This is a genomic window from Salinivibrio sp. HTSP (assembly GCF_003390965.1).
In the GTDB taxonomy this organism is placed as follows: domain Bacteria; phylum Pseudomonadota; class Gammaproteobacteria; order Enterobacterales; family Vibrionaceae; genus Salinivibrio; species Salinivibrio kushneri.
In genome coordinates this window covers 47,386-64,412 of record NZ_PXUD01000010.1, presented here as the reverse complement: position 1 = coordinate 64,412, position 17,027 = coordinate 47,386, and the positions used below count along the sequence as shown (strand labels likewise).

Genomic DNA, 17,027 nt, shown 5'->3' with positions numbered 1-17,027 from the left:
GCCACCTTCATCCATTGCCTAAAACAATTCAACATCGTCCTCGGCGACAAAGGTTTTGACCACCCCAGACTGCAGTAAATCATCATAAAAAGCGACTTGGTTACGGCCATTTTGTTTGGCGTGATAAAGCGCCTGATCGGCATAGCCTAAGATGACGCTGGTGCTCAGCTGTCCATGTTCAATCCGTGTCGCGCCCATGGAAATGGTCACGGTTTGGGCGGCACCAAAGTCTCGCGCGTTGACATTGGCAATAAAGGCATTGGCCTTTTGTTCGGCCATGGCCCGCGAGCAGGGCTGAAATAGCACTACAAATTCATCGCCGCCATACCGGAACAAGGTGTCTTGTGAAGAGAAGCTCTGGCGCATTAGTGAAGCCAGTAACAAGATGACCTCGTCACCAAACACATGACCAAAATTGTCATTGACCTGCTTAAAGTGGTCGACATCGAAAATGCACACCCAAGGTGAGAGAGCGCTGTCAGCGTCACTGTCTGGCGTCGCCTCGCTTTGCGCTAAGCGATCACATATCAGATCCAGCTTTTTAGATAAGACTTTACGATTAAATAAGCTGGTAAAGCTGTCACGTTCGCTCGCCATAATAATCTGCTGGTAGTTCTCATAAATGCGCGTGAGTCCGGCCACCAAAGCACGTTGATCCTGGCTAAGGCTTTTGGCGCGGCCGCACAAAATACTGCTGACCCCATCTTCTTTCTCATAATAGATGGGAACGGCAATCAATACATGATCATGAGTGTGGTGTTGAATAACCGCTTGGGACGCAAGGCACTCTGCCAAAAGTGCGTCAATTTGATGGATATTCTCTTGCTGAAACGCACTGTTGTCGTTGGTGCCGAGTACGGTAAAGGCAGGCTGCATATCATCGCAGTAATCAAGCAGTACGACTTCGCCTACCGGAGTAAGCTCGGTAATCGAGGTCAGCAAGCTCTTAGTAATCGCGTCGACTTCCGTTTTAGCGGTAAAGTCGACGATCGAGTCGAGAATCTGGATACTGCTGGCGGCCACAGGACGCCTCCTTGGAATCTACCGTGTTTTCCTTAGTATAGAAGCCTATCAGGGGGATGCCACCCAAAACGAATCGTCAGCGGTGCCCATGTAAGCTTGCATCATTTCTGGCGGATGATTGAGCGCCTCAATCGGACGATGAAGACGAACTTGTCCCTCATCGAGATAAAGAAATTGAGAGGCAATGGCTTGGGCATCTTCGGGATGGTGAGTGACCATCACCACCGTCGTGCCTTGTGCTTGGGCGGTACGCTTGACCAATGCCAGCATATCCTTTTTTAGCGCAGGGTCGAGCGCTGAAAAGGGCTCATCGAGCAGCAATAAAGGCTGGTTACGTGCGATGCTTCTACCCAAGGCGATGCGTTGGCGTTGGCCGCCTGATAGTTGACCGGGCAGACGTGGCAGATAGTCATTTAAACCCACGGCGTGGGCCGCCTGGTGAATGCTGTCACGCTGGGAAGCGGTGAGTTTCAGTGATGGTGACAAGCCAATGGCCATATTGTCGAATACCGACAAGTGAGTAAAGACGTTGTGCTCTTGAAACAAGATAGACAATGGCCGCTGGTGGGCGGGCGTCGTGGTGACGGGCTTGCCATCAATGGTGATCTCGCCACTATCTGGCGCGATCAGCCCGGCAATCAAGGATAACAAGGTGCTCTTTCCCGCCCCGCTTGGGCCGAGCACAGCCACAATCTCCCCCGGCGCTATCTTGGCATCAAAGATCATCCAATCTTGCTGGTAACGGTAATGGACATTGGAAAGCGTTAACATGCGTGTCTCCATTGGATAAGGCGCGTAAGCAGGGCATAACATCCCAAGCTGGTGAGCAGTAACAGCATCGCTGCAGCAGCACCGGCTTCCATTTGGTAACTGCCCATTAAGCGAAATAAATACAGGGGCAGGGTTTGAAAGTTTTGGCTGCCAAATAGGGCTATCGCACTAAGATCGCCCATCGATAACACAAAACTGACCGCGACACCGCGTGCAATCGGTGCACGTAAACAGTCCCACTCAATCAGACGTAAACGCGTGATGCCTCTTACGCCTAAGGTGGCGCACAGATTATGGTAAGACTGGGCAACCTGAAACGCGGGAGCACTTAATACTTTTATGAGATAAGGCAGCGCCATCAGGGCGTTCACCGCCATCACTAGCCACAGCGCTAAACTGAATACGTCGCTAAACTGGCGAAACAGCAAAAAAAGCCCGGTACTGAGCACGATGCTCGGGACCACCAGGATAATGGCTCCTAGCGTTTCTATCCCATCCGCCTGTTTTTTGCGTCCATGTAAGCGCCAGTGGCGGCTAGCGAGGATCACTGCGGCTGCAAGCACAAAGGCAAAGCTGGTTGCCCCTGAGGCAATGGCGAGGGAGTGCAGTGTTGCCTGCCACAGTGCGCCATCGCCGAGTACCGCTAATGCGCTGGGGTTGAGCCCACGTGCAATCACCACGCCCAGTGGCGGTAACACCAGTATCAAAACGAGGCCAATCCATAGACTGTCCCAGCATTTGGCGGCACGGCTATCCAAAGAGGCGGGAAGAGGCAGCACTTCACTGGGTGTACTCGGCAGCGGGCGCGTCAAGGTTTGCACGGTAAATGCGATGGCGCCACACAAGAGCATTTGCCAAAGCGCAAGGACAGCACCCGTTTGTAAATCGAAATCAAAATGAATGGCTTGGTAAATGGCTAGCTCTATCGTGGTGGCTTTAGGTCCGCCACCCAGTGCCATCACGGTGGCGAAGCTGGTAAAGCACAACATAAACACCAGCCCGACGATATGAGGCAAGCTTTGGCGTAAATACGGCCATTCTAAATGCTTAAAGCGCTGCCAGCCTTTCAGCCCTAGCTGGGTAGCAAGACGACGTTGATCAGCGGGGATCCCCTCTAACGCTTGCACCATGAGTTGGGCGGAAAATGGCAGATTAAAAAACACATGCGCGAGCAAAATGCCACTTAAACCATAAATAGAAAATGGCATCGACGCATCAATGTGCGCGAAGGCTTGCGCAATCCAGCCGCTGCGGCCATAGATGGCAACCAGTCCAAATACGCCCACCAATACCGGTAGCACCAAGGTCATGGCGAATAGCTTAAGCAGCCATGCCTTGGCTGGAAACTGCCGGCGATACAGGGCGTGGGCGACGGGTATCGCAAGCCCAACGCTGAGCACCACAGATAAGGTCGCCTGCTTAAAGCTAAAGTAGGTGACATGGCGCAGGTAGGTATCTTGCCACAACGCGGTGAGCACTAGGTCGTGGCTGTGAGAGAACAGCGCCCAGAGTGCGCTGCCAATCAAAACCACGACTAAGCTGGCCGCCATACTGCCCGGCCAGGTTCGAGAAGGGTTGAGCATCTTGGCTATTCAACCAGCGCGGTTTGCCAGTCACGCACCCATTGCTGGCGATTGCCCATCACTTCATCAGGCTGATACAGCAGGCTTTCCTCCGGCTTGTCTAAAGTGTAGAAGGCATCAGGCAGGTTGACATCGGTTACCGGATACATCCACTGCGTGGTTGGGAGCACAGACTGAGCTGCATCACTGAGCATAAATTGTAAAAACGCGTCTGCACGTTCCGGTTGATCCGTGTAGGCTGATTTTGCCACCACTTCGATTTGCATGTAGTGGCCTTCTTCAAACATGGCAGCGGCAAAGCGGTCGTCCTCATCGGCAACCCGGTGATAGGCCGGTGAAGTGGTGTAAGAAAGCACCATGTCGGCTTCTTTGTTAAGAAACATATTATAGGCCTCGGTCCAGCCTTTGGTCACGGTAATGGTGTTATCAGCCAGTTCGCGCCATGCTTGTTGGTTGTCATCGCCATACACTTTTTGGATCCAGAGCATTAAGCCTTGGCCTACCGTTGATACGCGCGGATCTTGGTAAATCACACTGATATCGTCGCGCTCTTCAATCAAGGCTTTGAGGCTTTTGGGCGGGTCGAGCAAGCGGGTAGTGTCGTACACAAAGGCAAAATAGCCGTAATCGTAAGGGATAAAGTAGTTGTTGTCCCACCCGCCAGGCACTTGCAGGCGCTCAGTATTGACTGCATGCTCAGCAACAATGCCGCTGCGCTCGGCTTCTTTCATTAAATTGGTATCCATACCCAGCACGATATCGGCTTGGGTGGTTTCCCCTTCAATGCGTAAACGATTGAGCAAAGCGGCGCCATCATCGAGAGACACGAATTCCAGTTGGCAATCGCACTGTTTTTCAAATTCGGCTTTGATTTTGGGCCCTGCGCCCCATTCGGCGATAAAGGAGTCATAGGTATACACGGTGAGTGGGTCCGCGGCGCGGGCACTGAGTGATAACAGCGACAGAGAAATCAGAGTGAGAACAGAGGTAAAAACTTTCACAGCACGCTCCTAAGTTGGGCGTGGGTGTTGAGGCAAGTTGATGGCAACATCAAGTCTCAATCCCTACGCCAGTGTTAGCTGGATCAGGTTCGATGGGTCTAGCGCAGTGCGCAATCTCAGCCATGAGGCTCCCCAATGAGTACCAAGCCATTGTACTGATTGGCTTAGGGTTAACCAAGCCTTTTAGTCAGCGAGTTGGTTAAGGTCCCAGTTGTAGTCGTGTTCCAATGTTGCCTCTTGTGGCAATGGAATATCGCGATACTGGTTTATGTGAGCGATCACGCCTTGCTTATCGCCACCAAAATCAGCCTCAAACCACTCATAGATAGAAGAAAGCTGCCATTGATCGCCTTGCTGACTTACCCCTTTGTCGCTATTAATAAAACCATAGGCCGCTTGTTCGAGCTGTGCCTCAAGCGCGTTTGCTTGGAAGGCCTTAGGTTGCAGGTTTGGACAACCCAAACTGGCACAGTTAACCGCATAGTGGGTACGCGGATCTTGCCATAGTGGGCGCAGAATGCGGTGCTCAATATCATTCAAGGTAAGGGGTTCACCTGCCACCGTGACCACCTCATCATCCCAAGGTCCAAAGCTAAATAGCCCACCGAGTTTGGTGATGGAACTGACCGGATAGGCCTCCAAAATCAGCGTCACCGTGACCGCATTGTAAAGGTTGACCCAATACGCGTATTGCTCGTTTTTGGTCAGGGTACGCGGGTCGCGCGCGGTGAGCATGCGGATATAATGATCGAGGGCTTTCTTGTCAGCGTCGGTGACCGCCGCATAGTTAAATAAGGTGTGCTGCCCCTGAGGCTGCAAATACTTATCGAGCAATACTTGCCAAGTGTGATGAGTGAAGGTTGCCTGGCTGTCAGGGTTATGGGCATCCCACATCGCCCAATACTCTGCTTTGGGGGCCGCTTGGCTAAACAGCGGAAAAACCAAACAGAATAGAAGTATCAAACGTTTTTGCATTGCCCGTCCTTATTTTCAGCAAGCCTTCTTTTCAGACTAGACCAAGCAAATGCGTTGTTGGTTTCATGGTGAATGGAAAAAAGTGGGGCTTGACCAATAAGCGCGGCGAGGATCGCGCTTATTGGTGGAGTGGGCTAAAGCGGGGATTTATGACAAAAAGTCCGGGATGCGCTGCTCAAAGCGCGAGATCTCAGCATCGTGCTGTAGGGTTAGGCCAATGCTATCTAAGCCTTCCAACAGGCAATGACGACGAAAATCATCCATTTGGAAGCTAAAGCAGTGCTCACCGGCTCGAATGGTTTGGGCGGGCAAATCCAGGGTTACCGTCGCGCCTTCATTTTCGGCTACATACGCAAATAAAGCATCGATTTGGGCTTCTTCAAGGGTCACCGGTACCATTTGGTTGTTGATACAGTTGCCATAGAAAATATCGGCAAAACTGGGGGCGATAATCACTTTAAAGCCGTAATCATCCAGCGCCCAGGGGGCATGTTCGCGTGACGAGCCACAGCCAAAATTCTCGCGGGTGAGTAGCACGCTTGCCTCTTGGTAGCGCGCTTGGTTAAGCACAAACTCGGGGTTCGGTTGCTTGCCCGCATCGTCTAAAAAGCGCCAATCGTGAAACAGGTGCTGACCAAAGCCAGTACGGGTGACTTTTTGCAAAAACTGTTTGGGAATGATCGCATCGGTATCGACGTTCGCCGCATCCAATGGAGCAACAATGCCGGTGTGAGTGTGTATGCCTGACATAAGGCCTCCTTATAATTGGTTAACGTCGACAAAATGACCCGCGATAGCAGCAGCGGCGGCCATCGCCGGGCTGACCAAGTGGGTGCGGCCTTCACGGCCTTGGCGGCCTTCAAAGTTACGGTTGCTGGTGGACGCGCAGCGCTCTTTGGGGCCCAAGCGATCGTTGTTCATCGCCAAACACATTGAGCAGCCGGGTAAGCGCCACTCAAAGCCCGCCTCGCGGAAAATCACATCCAGCCCCTCTTGCTCTGCTTGGGCGCGCACTTGCTCGGACCCAGGCACCACCATGGCATGGACGCTATCTGCCACGCGTCGTCCTTTGGCGACCGCGGCGGCCGCGCGCATGTCTTCAATCCGTGAGTTGGTGCAAGAGCCGATAAAGACCTTATCAATGCTGATTTGGTTGATAGCTTGTCCCGGTGTCAGTCCCATGTATTTTAGCGCGCGCTCTGCTGAGTGGCGTTCAATCGGATCGGTCATTGTCTCAGGGGCAGGCACGGTATCATGCACACTGACCACTTGGCCGGGGTTAGTGCCCCAAGTGACTTGATGATGGATTTGACTGCCATCGAGGGTGACCACGCGATCAAACTGTGCATCGGCGTCCGAGTGCAAAGTTTGCCAGTGAGCGACCGCTTGCTGCCATTGCTCGCCTTTAGGAGCAAATTTCTTGTCTTTTAAATAGGCAAAGGTGGTGTCATCCGGCGCGATCAGGCCAGCTTTGGCGCCTAATTCGATGGCCATGTTGCAGACCGTCATGCGTCCTTCCATCGACAAGGCGGTGATCGCGTCCCCACAAAACTCCACCACATGTCCGGTGCCGCCTGCGTGGCCGACTTTACCAATAATCGCTAGAACAATATCTTTGGCGGTGATCCCGGGGGCAGTTTTGCCCGTGACTTCAATTTTCATCGTGCGGGCGCGGGATTGCTTAAGCGTTTGGGTGGCGAGTACGTGTTCGACTTCTGAGGTGCCAATGCCAAAGGCCAGAGAGCCGAAGGCACCATGCGTCGCGGTGTGCGAATCACCACAGACGATGGTGGTGCCGGGCAGGGTAATGCCAAGCTCGGGGCCCATCACATGGACAATGCCTTGGTAAGGATGATTTAAGTCGTACAGGGTGACACCGAACTCTTCGCAGTTTTTGGCTAGCGTCTCCATTTGGATGCGCGCCATTTCTCCTGACGCGTGAATGTCTTTGGTTTCGGTGGAGACATTGTGATCCATGGTAGCGAAGGTTTTGCTCACTTGGCGCACCGGACGCCCTTTTTCCCGCAGGCCATCAAAGGCTTGTGGGGAGGTCACTTCGTGTACCAAATGACGATCGATATACAGCAGTGGCGCTTCGCCCGGCTGCTCGGTGACCACATGGGCTTGATAGATTTTTTCATACAAGGTCTTGGCGCCTTGCTGAGTGTTTGCATTCGACATAGCTCGTATCCTTACGGGTAATTATTCTGCGCCTTGGCGGATATAGGCGGCGATACGATCGCCCATTTGTTCAGTACTCAATGCAGGATGGTTGCCTGCCAGGTCGGCGGTCAGCTCACCGGCCGCCAGTGCTTGGCTGACTGCATGCTCAATCGCACAGGCTGCGTCTTCTTCGCCTAACGAGTAGCGCAACATCAACGCGGCGGAGAGAATTTGTGCGACCGGGTTGGCGATATTTTTCCCCGCGATATCGGGGGCAGAGCCGCCGGCGGGCTCATACAAACCAAATTTACTCGCGTTCAAACTCGCGGATGGCAGCATGCCCATTGAGCCGGTGATCATGGCGCATTCATCCGAAATAATGTCGCCGAAAATATTCGAGCACAGCATCACATCAAATTGCGATGGGTCTTTAATCAGCTGCATGGTGGCGTTGTCGATATACATATGGCTTAAGTGGACATCTGGATAGTCCTTGGCCACCTCTTCCACGACTTCACGCCACAGCATCGAGCTTTGCAACACATTGGCTTTATCGATTGAGCACACTTGCTTGTTACGCAACTGAGCCGACTGGAAGGCGATACGGGCGATACGCTCAATTTCATAGCGATGATAAACCTCGGTATCAAACGCTTTTTCCTCGCGGCCTTCGCCTTCGCGCCCTTTGGGCTCACCAAAATAAATCCCGCCGGTCAGCTCTCGCACCACCACGATGTTAAAGCCTTGGTCGGCAATATCGGCGCGCAGTGGGCAAAAGCCTTCGAGACCGGTATGGATTTGCGCCGGACGCAAATTACAAAAAAGACCAAAGTGCTTGCGTAACGGCAGCAAGGCACCGCGCTCCGGTTGCTCAGTGGGCGGTAAATGCTCCCACTTTGGGCCGCCCACTGAACCAAATAAAATCGCATCGGCTTTTTCACATCCCGCCAAGGTCTGCTCGGGCAGCGGCGAGCCATGGGCGTCAATCGCGGCTCCCCCCACCGGATAATGCTGACGCTCCAAAGTGAGTGAGAATCGCTCGCTAACTGCATCAAGCACCTTCTCGGCTTGCGTCATGACTTCGGGGCCGATACCGTCGCCGGGTAAGAGTGCAATCTGGTGTGCGCTGGCCATGGTTATACTGTCTCCTGTTTCAAGTGGGATTGTTCCTTAATCTGAGAGATTTTGTCGGCGCGATAGATGGCATTGATCACATGCAATAACGCTTCGCCTGAGGCCTCGATGATGTCGGTTGACACCCCGGTGCCGTGATATTTACGACCCTTGTAGTTGGCAATGATGTCAGCTTGGCCGAGGCCATCTTCCCCTTCCCCTTTGGCGGTCAGATCAAATTTATCCAGCTCAATATCATAATCGGTAATGCGGTAAATACACTGATACAGCGCATCGACGGGGCCGTTGCCAGTGGCTGCTTCGTGCTTCTCTTCATCGCCACATTGCAACTTGATGCTGGTGGTTGCCATTAAGCTGCCCGATTGCACGCCCAAATAGTTCAGCTTATAAAAGTCGTCCTCTTCTTTAAGATTATTGAAGAACATCAAGGCTTCTAAATCGTAATCGAATACCTGACCTTTGCGATCCGCCAGCTGTAAGAATGACTGATACAAGGTGTCTAAATCGTAGTCTTGTTCGCTGTAGCCAAGGTTATCCATATGGCTTTTCACCGCGGCACGGCCGGAGCGACTGGTCAGGTTAAGCGCTTTTTTGCCCAAACCAATCGACTCTGGCGTCATAATTTCGTAGGTGTTTTTGTTTTTCAGCATGCCATCTTGGTGGATACCGGAGGAGTGGCTAAAGGCATTGGCGCCGACGACGGCTTTATTGGGCTGAATAGGCATGTTGCAAAGCTGGCTAACCAACTTGCTGGTGCGGGTAATTTCGGTGTGGTTCAACCCTGTTTCTACACCTAACAAGTCGGCGCGGGTTTTTAAAATCATCGCAATTTCTTCCAGCGCGCAGTTCCCCGCACGTTCACCGATGCCATTGATAGTGCCTTCCACTTGGCGGGCGCCAGCTTGCACCGCGGCAATAGAGTTGGCGACCGACATCCCCAAATCATCATGGCAATGGACAGAAATCACCGCTTTGTCGATATTAGGCACGCGGTTAAACAAGGTCGCAATGATATCGCCGAATTCACTGGGAACCGTGTAGCCGACGGTATCGGGAATATTGACTGTGGTCGCGCCGGCATCGATCGCCGCTTCGACCATACGGCATAAATTATCAATCGGGGTGCGCCCGGCATCTTCGCAGGAAAACTCTACATCGTCGGTGTATTGGCGCGCATGTTTGACGGCGCGTACCCCCATCTCGACCACGTCATCATAGCTGCGGCGAAGCTTGTCTTTTACATGGATGGTTGAGGTGGATAAAAAGGTGTGGATACGAAAGGCGTCAGCGGCTTTGAGGGACTCGGCGGCCACATCGATGTCTTTGGGGACCGCGCGAGACAAGGCACAAACGCGCGCATGTTGCATATGCTCGGCGATAGTGCGCACGGATTCAAAATCGCCCGGTGAGGAGACAGGAAAACCGGCTTCAATAATGTCTATCTTCATGCGGTCCAAGGCTTGGGCGATCTGCAATTTCTCTTTGACGGTTAAACTGGCTGACAGCGCCTGCTCGCCGTCGCGTAAGGTGGTATCAAACAGAATGACTTGGCTGTTCTCGCTCATGGGTGACTCCCTGTTGTGTTTGCTGGCCGCTTTGAAGGGCTCTTTAATTGGCGCTTGATGTTATTTTGGCGACGTTAGATACAAAAAAACCCGCGTCTGGCGCGGGTTTTTGAGATTTGGCATTCACTGTTTTCTGCCCAAAACCTACCCGCGCGACTGGGTCACGATAAGAAGGAGGATGAGGCGTAGGTGAAACAGTGTCATGCTGATGTCCGTCAGTAAATATTCTGTTACCAGAAATAACAGAGCGATGGGGAAAGCGTCAATCTGAAAAAAACAAAACCCGTTTTCTGCGCAATGCAAAGGTAAAAAACTGGTTAATTAAACTGGATTTAAAACTAAAAGTTAGATTTTTGTGCTGTGCTCTGGCGCGGCTTTATCCAGTCTTCATTATTTTTACTTGTCCCAACGTCCCTGAGATCAAGCGGCGACGTAAATTCATCGAGATGACCCAATAACGTCACCGACCTGTCATACCGGCTGACTAGAGTTTAACCATCAGCTCGCCGCATTGGGAGGCAGGATGAGAAGCTTTACCGCGATTCAACGCTTCGATCACACGGTGTCGACCTTTTGTCTATCGCATCGCTTTAGCGCTGGCACAGCAAAAATAGCCCGTGCCGTTTCCCGTTCCGGTGACGGCCCCCTCTATTTGGTGATTGGCTTCACGGCTTGGTGGCTTCATGAGGCGGTCGGGCTCTGGTTTTTGCTCACCGGACTGACGGCTTTTGCCATCGAGCTGCCGATTTACTGGGTACTTAAACGCAGCTTTCGGCGCGCACGCCCTTCGCAGTTGCCCGCCTTTATCACGCCTTCCGATCTTTACAGTATGCCATCAGGCCATACGGCCGCCGCTTTTCTCATGGCCTCATTGCTGAGCACCTTCTTCCCTTCGTTAACCCTTTTGGTGTTCATTTGGGCCAGCCTAATCGGTATTTCGCGCGTGCTACTGGGCGTGCACTTTGTGAGCGATATCGTGGTGGGCGCTGGATTAGGGCTGATGTGCGCGACGTTGGCACACAGTATCACTTTCGATCTTTACGGAATAACAGGTATTTAATGAAGCTTTTATACGGTGTTCAGGGAACCGGTAATGGGCATATATCGCGTGCCCGTGCGATGGCGCGTGCCTTGGCCGGATACGATGTCGACGTCGATTTTGTTTTTTCCGGGCGGCCTGCCGAGCGCTATTTTGATATGGCGCCATTTGGCGATTATCGCACATTTACTGGGATGAGCTTTGTCAGCCGTGATGGCAAAATTGATATGCTCGCCACCGCGCGACACAATCACTTGGCGCAGCTACGACGCGATATTCGCCAGCTTGATGTATCAGGCTACGACAAGGTCATCTCTGATTTTGAACCCATCAGTGCGTGGGCGGCGCGCCGGCAAGGGGTACCATCGGTGGCGATCAGCCACCAAGCGGCGTTTTCTCACGCGGTGCCCAAACATGGAGAAACGCTGATCAATCGCATGATCATGCGTTATTTTGCTCCAACAGACTATGCCATTGGCTTGCACTGGTATCACTTTAACCAACCGATCTTACCTCCGATTATTGATACCACTCCGGTAGATAAAGCGGTGACACCGCCGGCTGCGGAGAGGGCGGTGCTGGTGTATCTTCCCTTTGAATCTTTATCTGCGGTGAGTGAGTTGTTGTTGCGCTTTAGCCAACCTTTTATCTGCTTTCACCCCGAGGTTAATGCGCCCTATCAGCGTGAAAACCTAACGCTCATGCCCTTAGGCAAAGAAAGCTTTCACACAGCGCTACACCAGTGCCAGGGCGTGATTGCCAATGGGGGATTTGAACTCCCTTCCGAGGCGTTAAGCCTAGGGAAAAAGCTCCTTTTAAAGCCATTGTCTGGTCAGTTTGAACAGTTGAGTAATGTCGCCACACTTTCTCAGCTTGGGCTAGCACATAGTATGGATAGCTTGGATGCGAGTGCGGTACGCGAATGGTTGCAGGCACCGAAGGTGGGCGCGATTGGCTACCCGGATGTTGCTCAAGCATTGGCGGAATGGCTGGTGAAAGGCGAGCTAAGTCAGACACGCAGCCTGTTTCACCATCTATGGGCTCAGGTGGATTACCCAGAAACGGTTGAGGAGTCGATTTTGGACTTTAATCGCTCCTCAATACGTATGGATCCACACCCACTTAGGTTGCAACGCTTGATTCGGTAGCGCGCTGTGCGGTACGTGCGTCGATCAGCCGCTTCCACAAGGTTGAATCACGTTTTTACACTTTCGCTAGAGCATTCACTCAATTTTTCTTGAGTTTGGTCGTGCGCTCGGTACACTCGCTGTCATTATTGAGCGTACATGTGTTCGCCAAAAATGCGAACCAAGAGAGAGACAGTGAACACCCAAAACCATATCGTTACTCGCATCCGCGAGCAGATTCGCGCCCAAGGTGAACGCGAAGCCATTCGTTTTCAGCAACAGTCACAGTGGGCAAGCCTCAGCTGGCGTCAAATGGGCGAGCGAATCGATCAGCTGTCACGCTGTTTGTTAAATGCCGGGTGTGAGATTCAACAAACCATCGCTATCTTTGCGCCGAACAGCGAAAAGTGGGCAATGTTAGATTACGCCGCATTGCAAATTCGCGCCGTACCTGTGCCGATTTACGCCACCAGCACCGCTCAGCAAGCGGCACACATTATCAATGATGCGGACGTGCAATGGGTTTTCGTCGGTGACGAACAACGAGAGATCGCGGTGGCTGCTCTCGAACACTGTCCTAATGTCAAAGGGGTGATTGCCCTAAGCCAAGAGACGACGGCTCCAACGCACCCCAAGGTGTGGGATTGGGCCAGTTGGTTATTGCAAGACGACCGTGGCTACCAAGCCGAATTAGAGGCGCGCATTGACGCACGATGCATGGACGATCTGACCACCTTGATTTATACCTCCGGCACCACGGGCGATCCGAAAGGAGTGATGCTGGATTATGCCAATATCGCGGCGCAGTTGGAGGTGCATGATCAAGTCTTGGCATTAAGACCGGATGACGTGTCCTTGGCCTTTTTGCCGCTTTCCCATGTGTTTGAGCGCGCATGGAGCTATTACGTGCTTCACCGCGGGGCGGTCAATTGCTACCTCTCCAACCCGCTTCAGGTGCGTGAGGCATTGGCCGAGGTCAAACCGACGGTGATGTGTGCAGTGCCGCGTTTTTACGAAAAAATCCATGGTGCTATTCACGACAAACTCAGTCGGGCCACTGGCGTTAAACCGCATTTATTCTGTTGGGCCCTGCGCCAAGGCGAACGTCATGCTGCGCAATTACGCGCTGACCAACCACTGTCGCGGCGTCAGCAATGGCAATTGGCGTTGGCCGACAAGCTGGTGCTCAGTAAGTTACGTGCGCTATTGGGTGGCAAGATGCGCTTGATGCCATGCGGTGGGGCGCGTCTTGACCCTGACATCGGCGCGTTTTTCCATGCAATCGGCATTAACGTCAAGCTCGGTTATGGCATGACCGAAACCACCGCCACGGTTTCTTGCTGGGACGATACCTGCTTTGACCCTCAATCGATTGGCCATCCGATGCCGGGCGCAGAAGTACGGATTGGGGCGGATAATGAAATTCAAGTGCGTGGGCCGATGGTGATGCGGGGTTACTTTAATCAACCCGATGCGACGGCGGCGACCTTTACCGAGGATGGCTTTTTGAAAACCGGCGATGCGGGGTATCTCGATACCAAGGGAAGCGTGTTTATCACCGACCGAATCAAAGAGCTAATGAAAACCTCTGGCGGTAAGTATATCGCGCCTCAACGGGTAGAGGGCGCTTTGGTACGTGATCACTTTATCGACCAGATTGCGGTGGTGGCTGAGGCGCGTCATTTTGTCTCTGCCTTGATTGTACCTTGCTTCGATGCCTTGGAAGAGTGGGCGCGGGCGGCCAATATCGAATATCAAAACCGTAAAGAGCTGCTAAAACACGCTGATGTGGTGGCCTTGTTTGAAAAGCGTTTGCAGAGCTTGCAACATGAATTGGCCAAATTTGAGCAAGTCAAACGCTTTACCTTGTTGCCGCAGGGCTTTTGCATGCACAGTGGCGAACTCACGCCGACTATGAAACTGCGCCGCAAAGTGATCCTTTCACGTTACCAAGATCACATTAATACGATGTATCAGCGTTAGTTTGGTGTACCAAAGCGAGGAAGATTTCTCATGGCTGAGAATCTTCCTTTTTTCCTGCTATTTTTATGCCTTTTCCCCCTCTTTTCTCCTCATGTCTGGATAGCAAATCTGGCAAAGTGGCGATTTTATAGTGGATGTTTCCAATTTCATCCCCCTTGGTCAGCGTAAACCAGCAACATTCACTCAACATTTAGATTAAAAATGTAAATACTGATTAGCTAATAGACAGTTTTGCAAATAAAACGTTACATTGATTGCAGCTTCATTCGAAGCAGGCCAAATGACAATCTAACGCCGCCTTACCGCCAGTATTTGGTTTAGATGTCCGCGTGGTGAGTGACCATCAGTACATCCAAGCGTAAGGGGCAAGATTAGGCTAAAAGTAAGTCCTAACTATGCAGACAGGGAGGCGTAGAGTGGAAATGTTATCCGGTGCCGAGATGATCGTGCGCTCCATGATCGATCAAGGCGTAAAACATATTTTTGGCTATCCAGGCGGGTCGGTGCTGGATATTTACGACGCATTACACGAAAAGAGTGATATTGACCATGTGTTGGTGCGTCATGAACAAGCCGCTGTGCATATGGCCGATGGTTACGCACGGGCCACGGGTGAAGTGGGCGTGGTGCTGGTCACCTCAGGCCCAGGGGCAACCAATGCGATTACCGGTATTGCCACCGCGTACATGGACTCGATCCCCATGGTGGTCTTTTCTGGCCAGGTCATGAGCGGCCTGATTGGCAATGATGCCTTCCAAGAATGTGACATGGTGGGGATTTCCCGCCCGGTGGTCAAACACAGCTTTTTAGTTCAACGCGCCGAAGATATTCCCAACATTGTAAAAAAAGCCTTTTATCTTGCCGCGACGGGACGTCCTGGCCCTGTGGTGGTCGATATTCCCAAAGACATGCTGAACCCGGCACAAAAGCATCCATATCAGTACCCTGACAGTGTGCGCATGCGCTCTTATAATCCGACTACTTCGGGACATAAAGGGCAGATAAAACGTGGCTTAAAAGCACTACTGGCGGCGAAAAAACCAGTATTGTATGTCGGTGGTGGCTCAATCATGGCCGATTGCGGCGAACAAATCCGCCAACTATCAGAAAGCCTTAACATCCCCGTCGTCAGCACCTTGATGGGGCTGGGGGCGTTTCCCGGCACCCATGAACACTCGCTGGGCATGCTGGGCATGCATGGCACCTACGAAGCGAACATGGCGATGCACCAAGCCGATCTAATTTTTGGTATTGGTGTCCGTTTTGACGATCGCACTACCAATAATTTAGAAAAATACTGCCCCGATGCCACCATCATGCACATTGATGTGGACCCTTCCACCATCTCCAAAACCGTCGCCGCGGATATTCCCATCGTTGGCTCGGCGGATGCGGTATTAAATAGCATGGTCAAGCTGCTGGTGGAGCAAGGTGGCAGCAATGACAGCGATGCGATCAGCACCTGGTGGCACAATATTCAGATTTGGCGTGAGCGTCAGTGTTTGCAGTATGTCGCCGATCCTGAGCGAATTAAACCACAGCAGGTGATTGAAACCTTGTACCGCCTCACTCATGGCGAGGCCTATGTGACGTCAGACGTCGGCCAACATCAAATGTTTGCCGCGCTTTATTATCCGTTTGATAAACCACGCCGTTGGATTAACTCCGGCGGCTTGGGCACTATGGGCTTTGGGCTTCCCGCCGCCATGGGGGTGAAGTTTGCGCTACCGGACGCGCAGGTGGTGTGTGTCACCGGTGATGGCAGTATTCAAATGAATATTCAGGAGCTGTCGACAGCGTTGCAATACGACATTCCGGTAGTGATCGTCAACCTTAACAACCGTTTCCTCGGGATGGTGAAACAATGGCAGGATATGATTTATCAAGGTCGCCACTCGCACTCTTATATGGACTCGGTGCCGGACTTTGCGGCGATCACTGAGGCCTATGGTCATGTGGGGATGCGCATTAATCATCCGTCTGAGCTGGAAGCCGGCCTAGAAAAGGCACTGGCAATGAAAGATCGCTTAGTTTTTGTCGATATTAATGTCGATGAAACTGAGCACGTGTATCCGATGCAGGTACGCGGTGGGGCGATGAATGAAATGTGGTTGAGCAAAACGGAGAGAACCTAATGCGCAGTATTGTATCGGTTTTAATGGAAAACGAGCCGGGAGCTTTATCGCGGGTAGTGGGATTATTCTCTCAGCGTGGCTACAACATTGAGTCGCTCACGGTGTCACCGACGGATGACGCGACCTTATCGCGCTTGAATATCACCACCTCGGTGGTGAGCGACGCGGACCGCGAGCAAATCGAAAAGCACCTGCACAAGCTGATTGATGTGCTGAAAGTGAGCAATGTCACCGAGAGCGATCACATTGAGCGTGAACTGGCGTTGGTGAAAGTGAAAGCCAGCGGCTTTGCCCGCGCGGAGGTAAAACGCACCGCCGATATTTTCCGCGGGCAGATTGTCGATGTCACGAACTCGCTTTACACCGTGCAGTTGACGGGTGACAGTGACAAGTTAGATGCCTTTATTCGCGCGGTGGGTGAAATTACCGAGATCATTGAAGTCGCACGCAGTGGTGTGGTGGGCATTGCACGCGGCGAGCGAGCGCTGCGCCAGTAATCAAAGCCACTCATTGTGGTAGAAAAATGGC

At 52.4% G+C, this 17,027-nt stretch carries 14 protein-coding genes and 1 riboswitch; of the genes, 5 read left to right on the top strand and 9 right to left on the bottom strand.

Annotated features, from left to right (window positions below):
- Window positions 1-18: 18 nt before the first annotated feature.
- The 9 genes from C7A19_RS01960 to leuA all read right to left on the bottom strand — a co-directional run bounded on the left by C7A19_RS01960 (window position 19) and on the right by leuA (window position 10,215).
- Window positions 19-1,023, bottom strand: a complete 1,005-nt coding sequence (locus C7A19_RS01960; RefSeq protein WP_116644019.1) for a GGDEF domain-containing protein — start codon at window positions 1,021-1,023, stop codon at window positions 19-21.
- Window positions 1,024-1,071: 48 nt separating this feature from the next.
- A complete protein-coding gene (thiQ, locus tag C7A19_RS01955; RefSeq protein ID WP_077599744.1) occupies window positions 1,072-1,794 on the bottom strand; it encodes a thiamine ABC transporter ATP-binding protein in 723 nt (240 codons plus the stop codon).
- Window positions 1,788-3,377, bottom strand: coding sequence for a thiamine/thiamine pyrophosphate ABC transporter permease (gene thiP / locus C7A19_RS01950; RefSeq protein WP_116644018.1), 1,590 nt, complete (start codon window positions 3,375-3,377; stop codon window positions 1,788-1,790). Before thiP ends, thiQ begins: the two co-directional genes overlap by 7 nt.
- 5 nt (window positions 3,378-3,382) lie before the next feature.
- On the bottom strand, window positions 3,383-4,378 hold the full coding sequence (thiB, locus tag C7A19_RS01945) for a thiamine ABC transporter substrate binding subunit (RefSeq protein WP_069361694.1): 996 nt from the start codon (window positions 4,376-4,378) through the stop codon (window positions 3,383-3,385).
- Between the two features lie 43 nt (window positions 4,379-4,421).
- Window positions 4,422-4,523: riboswitch (TPP riboswitch) on the bottom strand.
- 38 nt (window positions 4,524-4,561) lie between these two features.
- On the bottom strand, window positions 4,562-5,353 hold the full coding sequence (locus tag C7A19_RS01940; protein ID WP_116644017.1) for a DUF547 domain-containing protein: 792 nt from the start codon (window positions 5,351-5,353) through the stop codon (window positions 4,562-4,564).
- Between the two features lie 147 nt (window positions 5,354-5,500).
- Entirely contained in the window at window positions 5,501-6,103 is a 603-nt protein-coding gene (gene leuD, locus C7A19_RS01935; RefSeq protein ID WP_069361696.1) for a 3-isopropylmalate dehydratase small subunit, read from the bottom strand.
- A gap of 9 nt (window positions 6,104-6,112) precedes the next feature.
- Entirely contained in the window at window positions 6,113-7,534 is a 1,422-nt protein-coding gene (gene leuC / locus C7A19_RS01930; RefSeq protein ID WP_116644016.1) for a 3-isopropylmalate dehydratase large subunit, read from the bottom strand.
- Between the two features lie 21 nt (window positions 7,535-7,555).
- Window positions 7,556-8,650 carry a 3-isopropylmalate dehydrogenase gene (gene leuB / locus C7A19_RS01925; protein WP_077486408.1) on the bottom strand — a complete coding sequence of 365 codons (1,095 nt, stop codon included), beginning with the start codon at window positions 8,648-8,650 and terminating at the stop codon, window positions 7,556-7,558.
- 2 nt (window positions 8,651-8,652) lie between these two features.
- Entirely contained in the window at window positions 8,653-10,215 is a 1,563-nt protein-coding gene (gene leuA / locus C7A19_RS01920) for a 2-isopropylmalate synthase (RefSeq protein WP_116644015.1), read from the bottom strand.
- 523 nt (window positions 10,216-10,738) lie between these two features.
- On the opposite strand from leuA, the gene C7A19_RS01915 reads away from it, so the two are divergent.
- The 5 genes from C7A19_RS01915 (at window position 10,739) to ilvN (ending at window position 16,996) form a co-directional block, all read left to right on the top strand.
- Entirely contained in the window at window positions 10,739-11,275 is a 537-nt protein-coding gene (locus C7A19_RS01915; protein WP_077521680.1) for a phosphatase PAP2 family protein, read from the top strand.
- A complete protein-coding gene (locus C7A19_RS01910) occupies window positions 11,275-12,402 on the top strand; it encodes an MJ1255/VC2487 family glycosyltransferase (RefSeq protein WP_077650648.1) in 1,128 nt (375 codons plus the stop codon). The genes C7A19_RS01915 and C7A19_RS01910 overlap by 1 nt, the downstream gene beginning before the upstream one ends.
- A 153-nt stretch (window positions 12,403-12,555) precedes the next feature.
- Window positions 12,556-14,364 carry a long-chain fatty acid--CoA ligase gene (locus C7A19_RS01905; RefSeq protein WP_116644040.1) on the top strand — a complete coding sequence of 603 codons (1,809 nt, stop codon included), beginning with the start codon at window positions 12,556-12,558 and terminating at the stop codon, window positions 14,362-14,364.
- A gap of 416 nt (window positions 14,365-14,780) precedes the next feature.
- Window positions 14,781-16,499 carry an acetolactate synthase 3 large subunit gene (locus C7A19_RS01900; protein ID WP_116644014.1) on the top strand — a complete coding sequence of 573 codons (1,719 nt, stop codon included), beginning with the start codon at window positions 14,781-14,783 and terminating at the stop codon, window positions 16,497-16,499.
- Window positions 16,499-16,996, top strand: a complete 498-nt coding sequence (gene ilvN / locus C7A19_RS01895) for an acetolactate synthase small subunit (protein ID WP_021023377.1) — start codon at window positions 16,499-16,501, stop codon at window positions 16,994-16,996. The genes C7A19_RS01900 and ilvN overlap by 1 nt, the downstream gene beginning before the upstream one ends.
- Window positions 16,997-17,027 lie beyond the last annotated feature (31 nt).

Excerpts from the sequence above, each read along its gene's own strand:
- leuB (WP_077486408.1), bottom strand. The coding sequence starts at position 8,650 with ATGGCCAGCGCACACCAGATTGCACTCTTACCCGGCGACGGTATCGGC.
- C7A19_RS01940 (WP_116644017.1), bottom strand. The coding sequence starts at position 5,353 with ATGCAAAAACGTTTGATACTTCTATTCTGTTTGGTTTTTCCGCTGTTT.
- thiP (WP_116644018.1), bottom strand. The coding sequence starts at position 3,377 with ATGCTCAACCCTTCTCGAACCTGGCCGGGCAGTATGGCGGCCAGCTTA.
- leuD (WP_069361696.1), bottom strand. The coding sequence starts at position 6,103 with ATGTCAGGCATACACACTCACACCGGCATTGTTGCTCCATTGGATGCG.
- C7A19_RS01905 (WP_116644040.1), top strand. The coding sequence starts at position 12,556 with ATGCGAACCAAGAGAGAGACAGTGAACACCCAAAACCATATCGTTACT.
- C7A19_RS01910 (WP_077650648.1), top strand. The coding sequence starts at position 11,275 with ATGAAGCTTTTATACGGTGTTCAGGGAACCGGTAATGGGCATATATCG.
- leuA (WP_116644015.1), bottom strand. The coding sequence starts at position 10,215 with ATGAGCGAGAACAGCCAAGTCATTCTGTTTGATACCACCTTACGCGAC.
- ilvN (WP_021023377.1), top strand. The coding sequence starts at position 16,499 with ATGCGCAGTATTGTATCGGTTTTAATGGAAAACGAGCCGGGAGCTTTA.
- leuC (WP_116644016.1), bottom strand. The coding sequence starts at position 7,534 with ATGTCGAATGCAAACACTCAGCAAGGCGCCAAGACCTTGTATGAAAAA.
- C7A19_RS01915 (WP_077521680.1), top strand. The coding sequence starts at position 10,739 with ATGAGAAGCTTTACCGCGATTCAACGCTTCGATCACACGGTGTCGACC.
- thiQ (WP_077599744.1), bottom strand. The coding sequence starts at position 1,794 with ATGTTAACGCTTTCCAATGTCCATTACCGTTACCAGCAAGATTGGATG.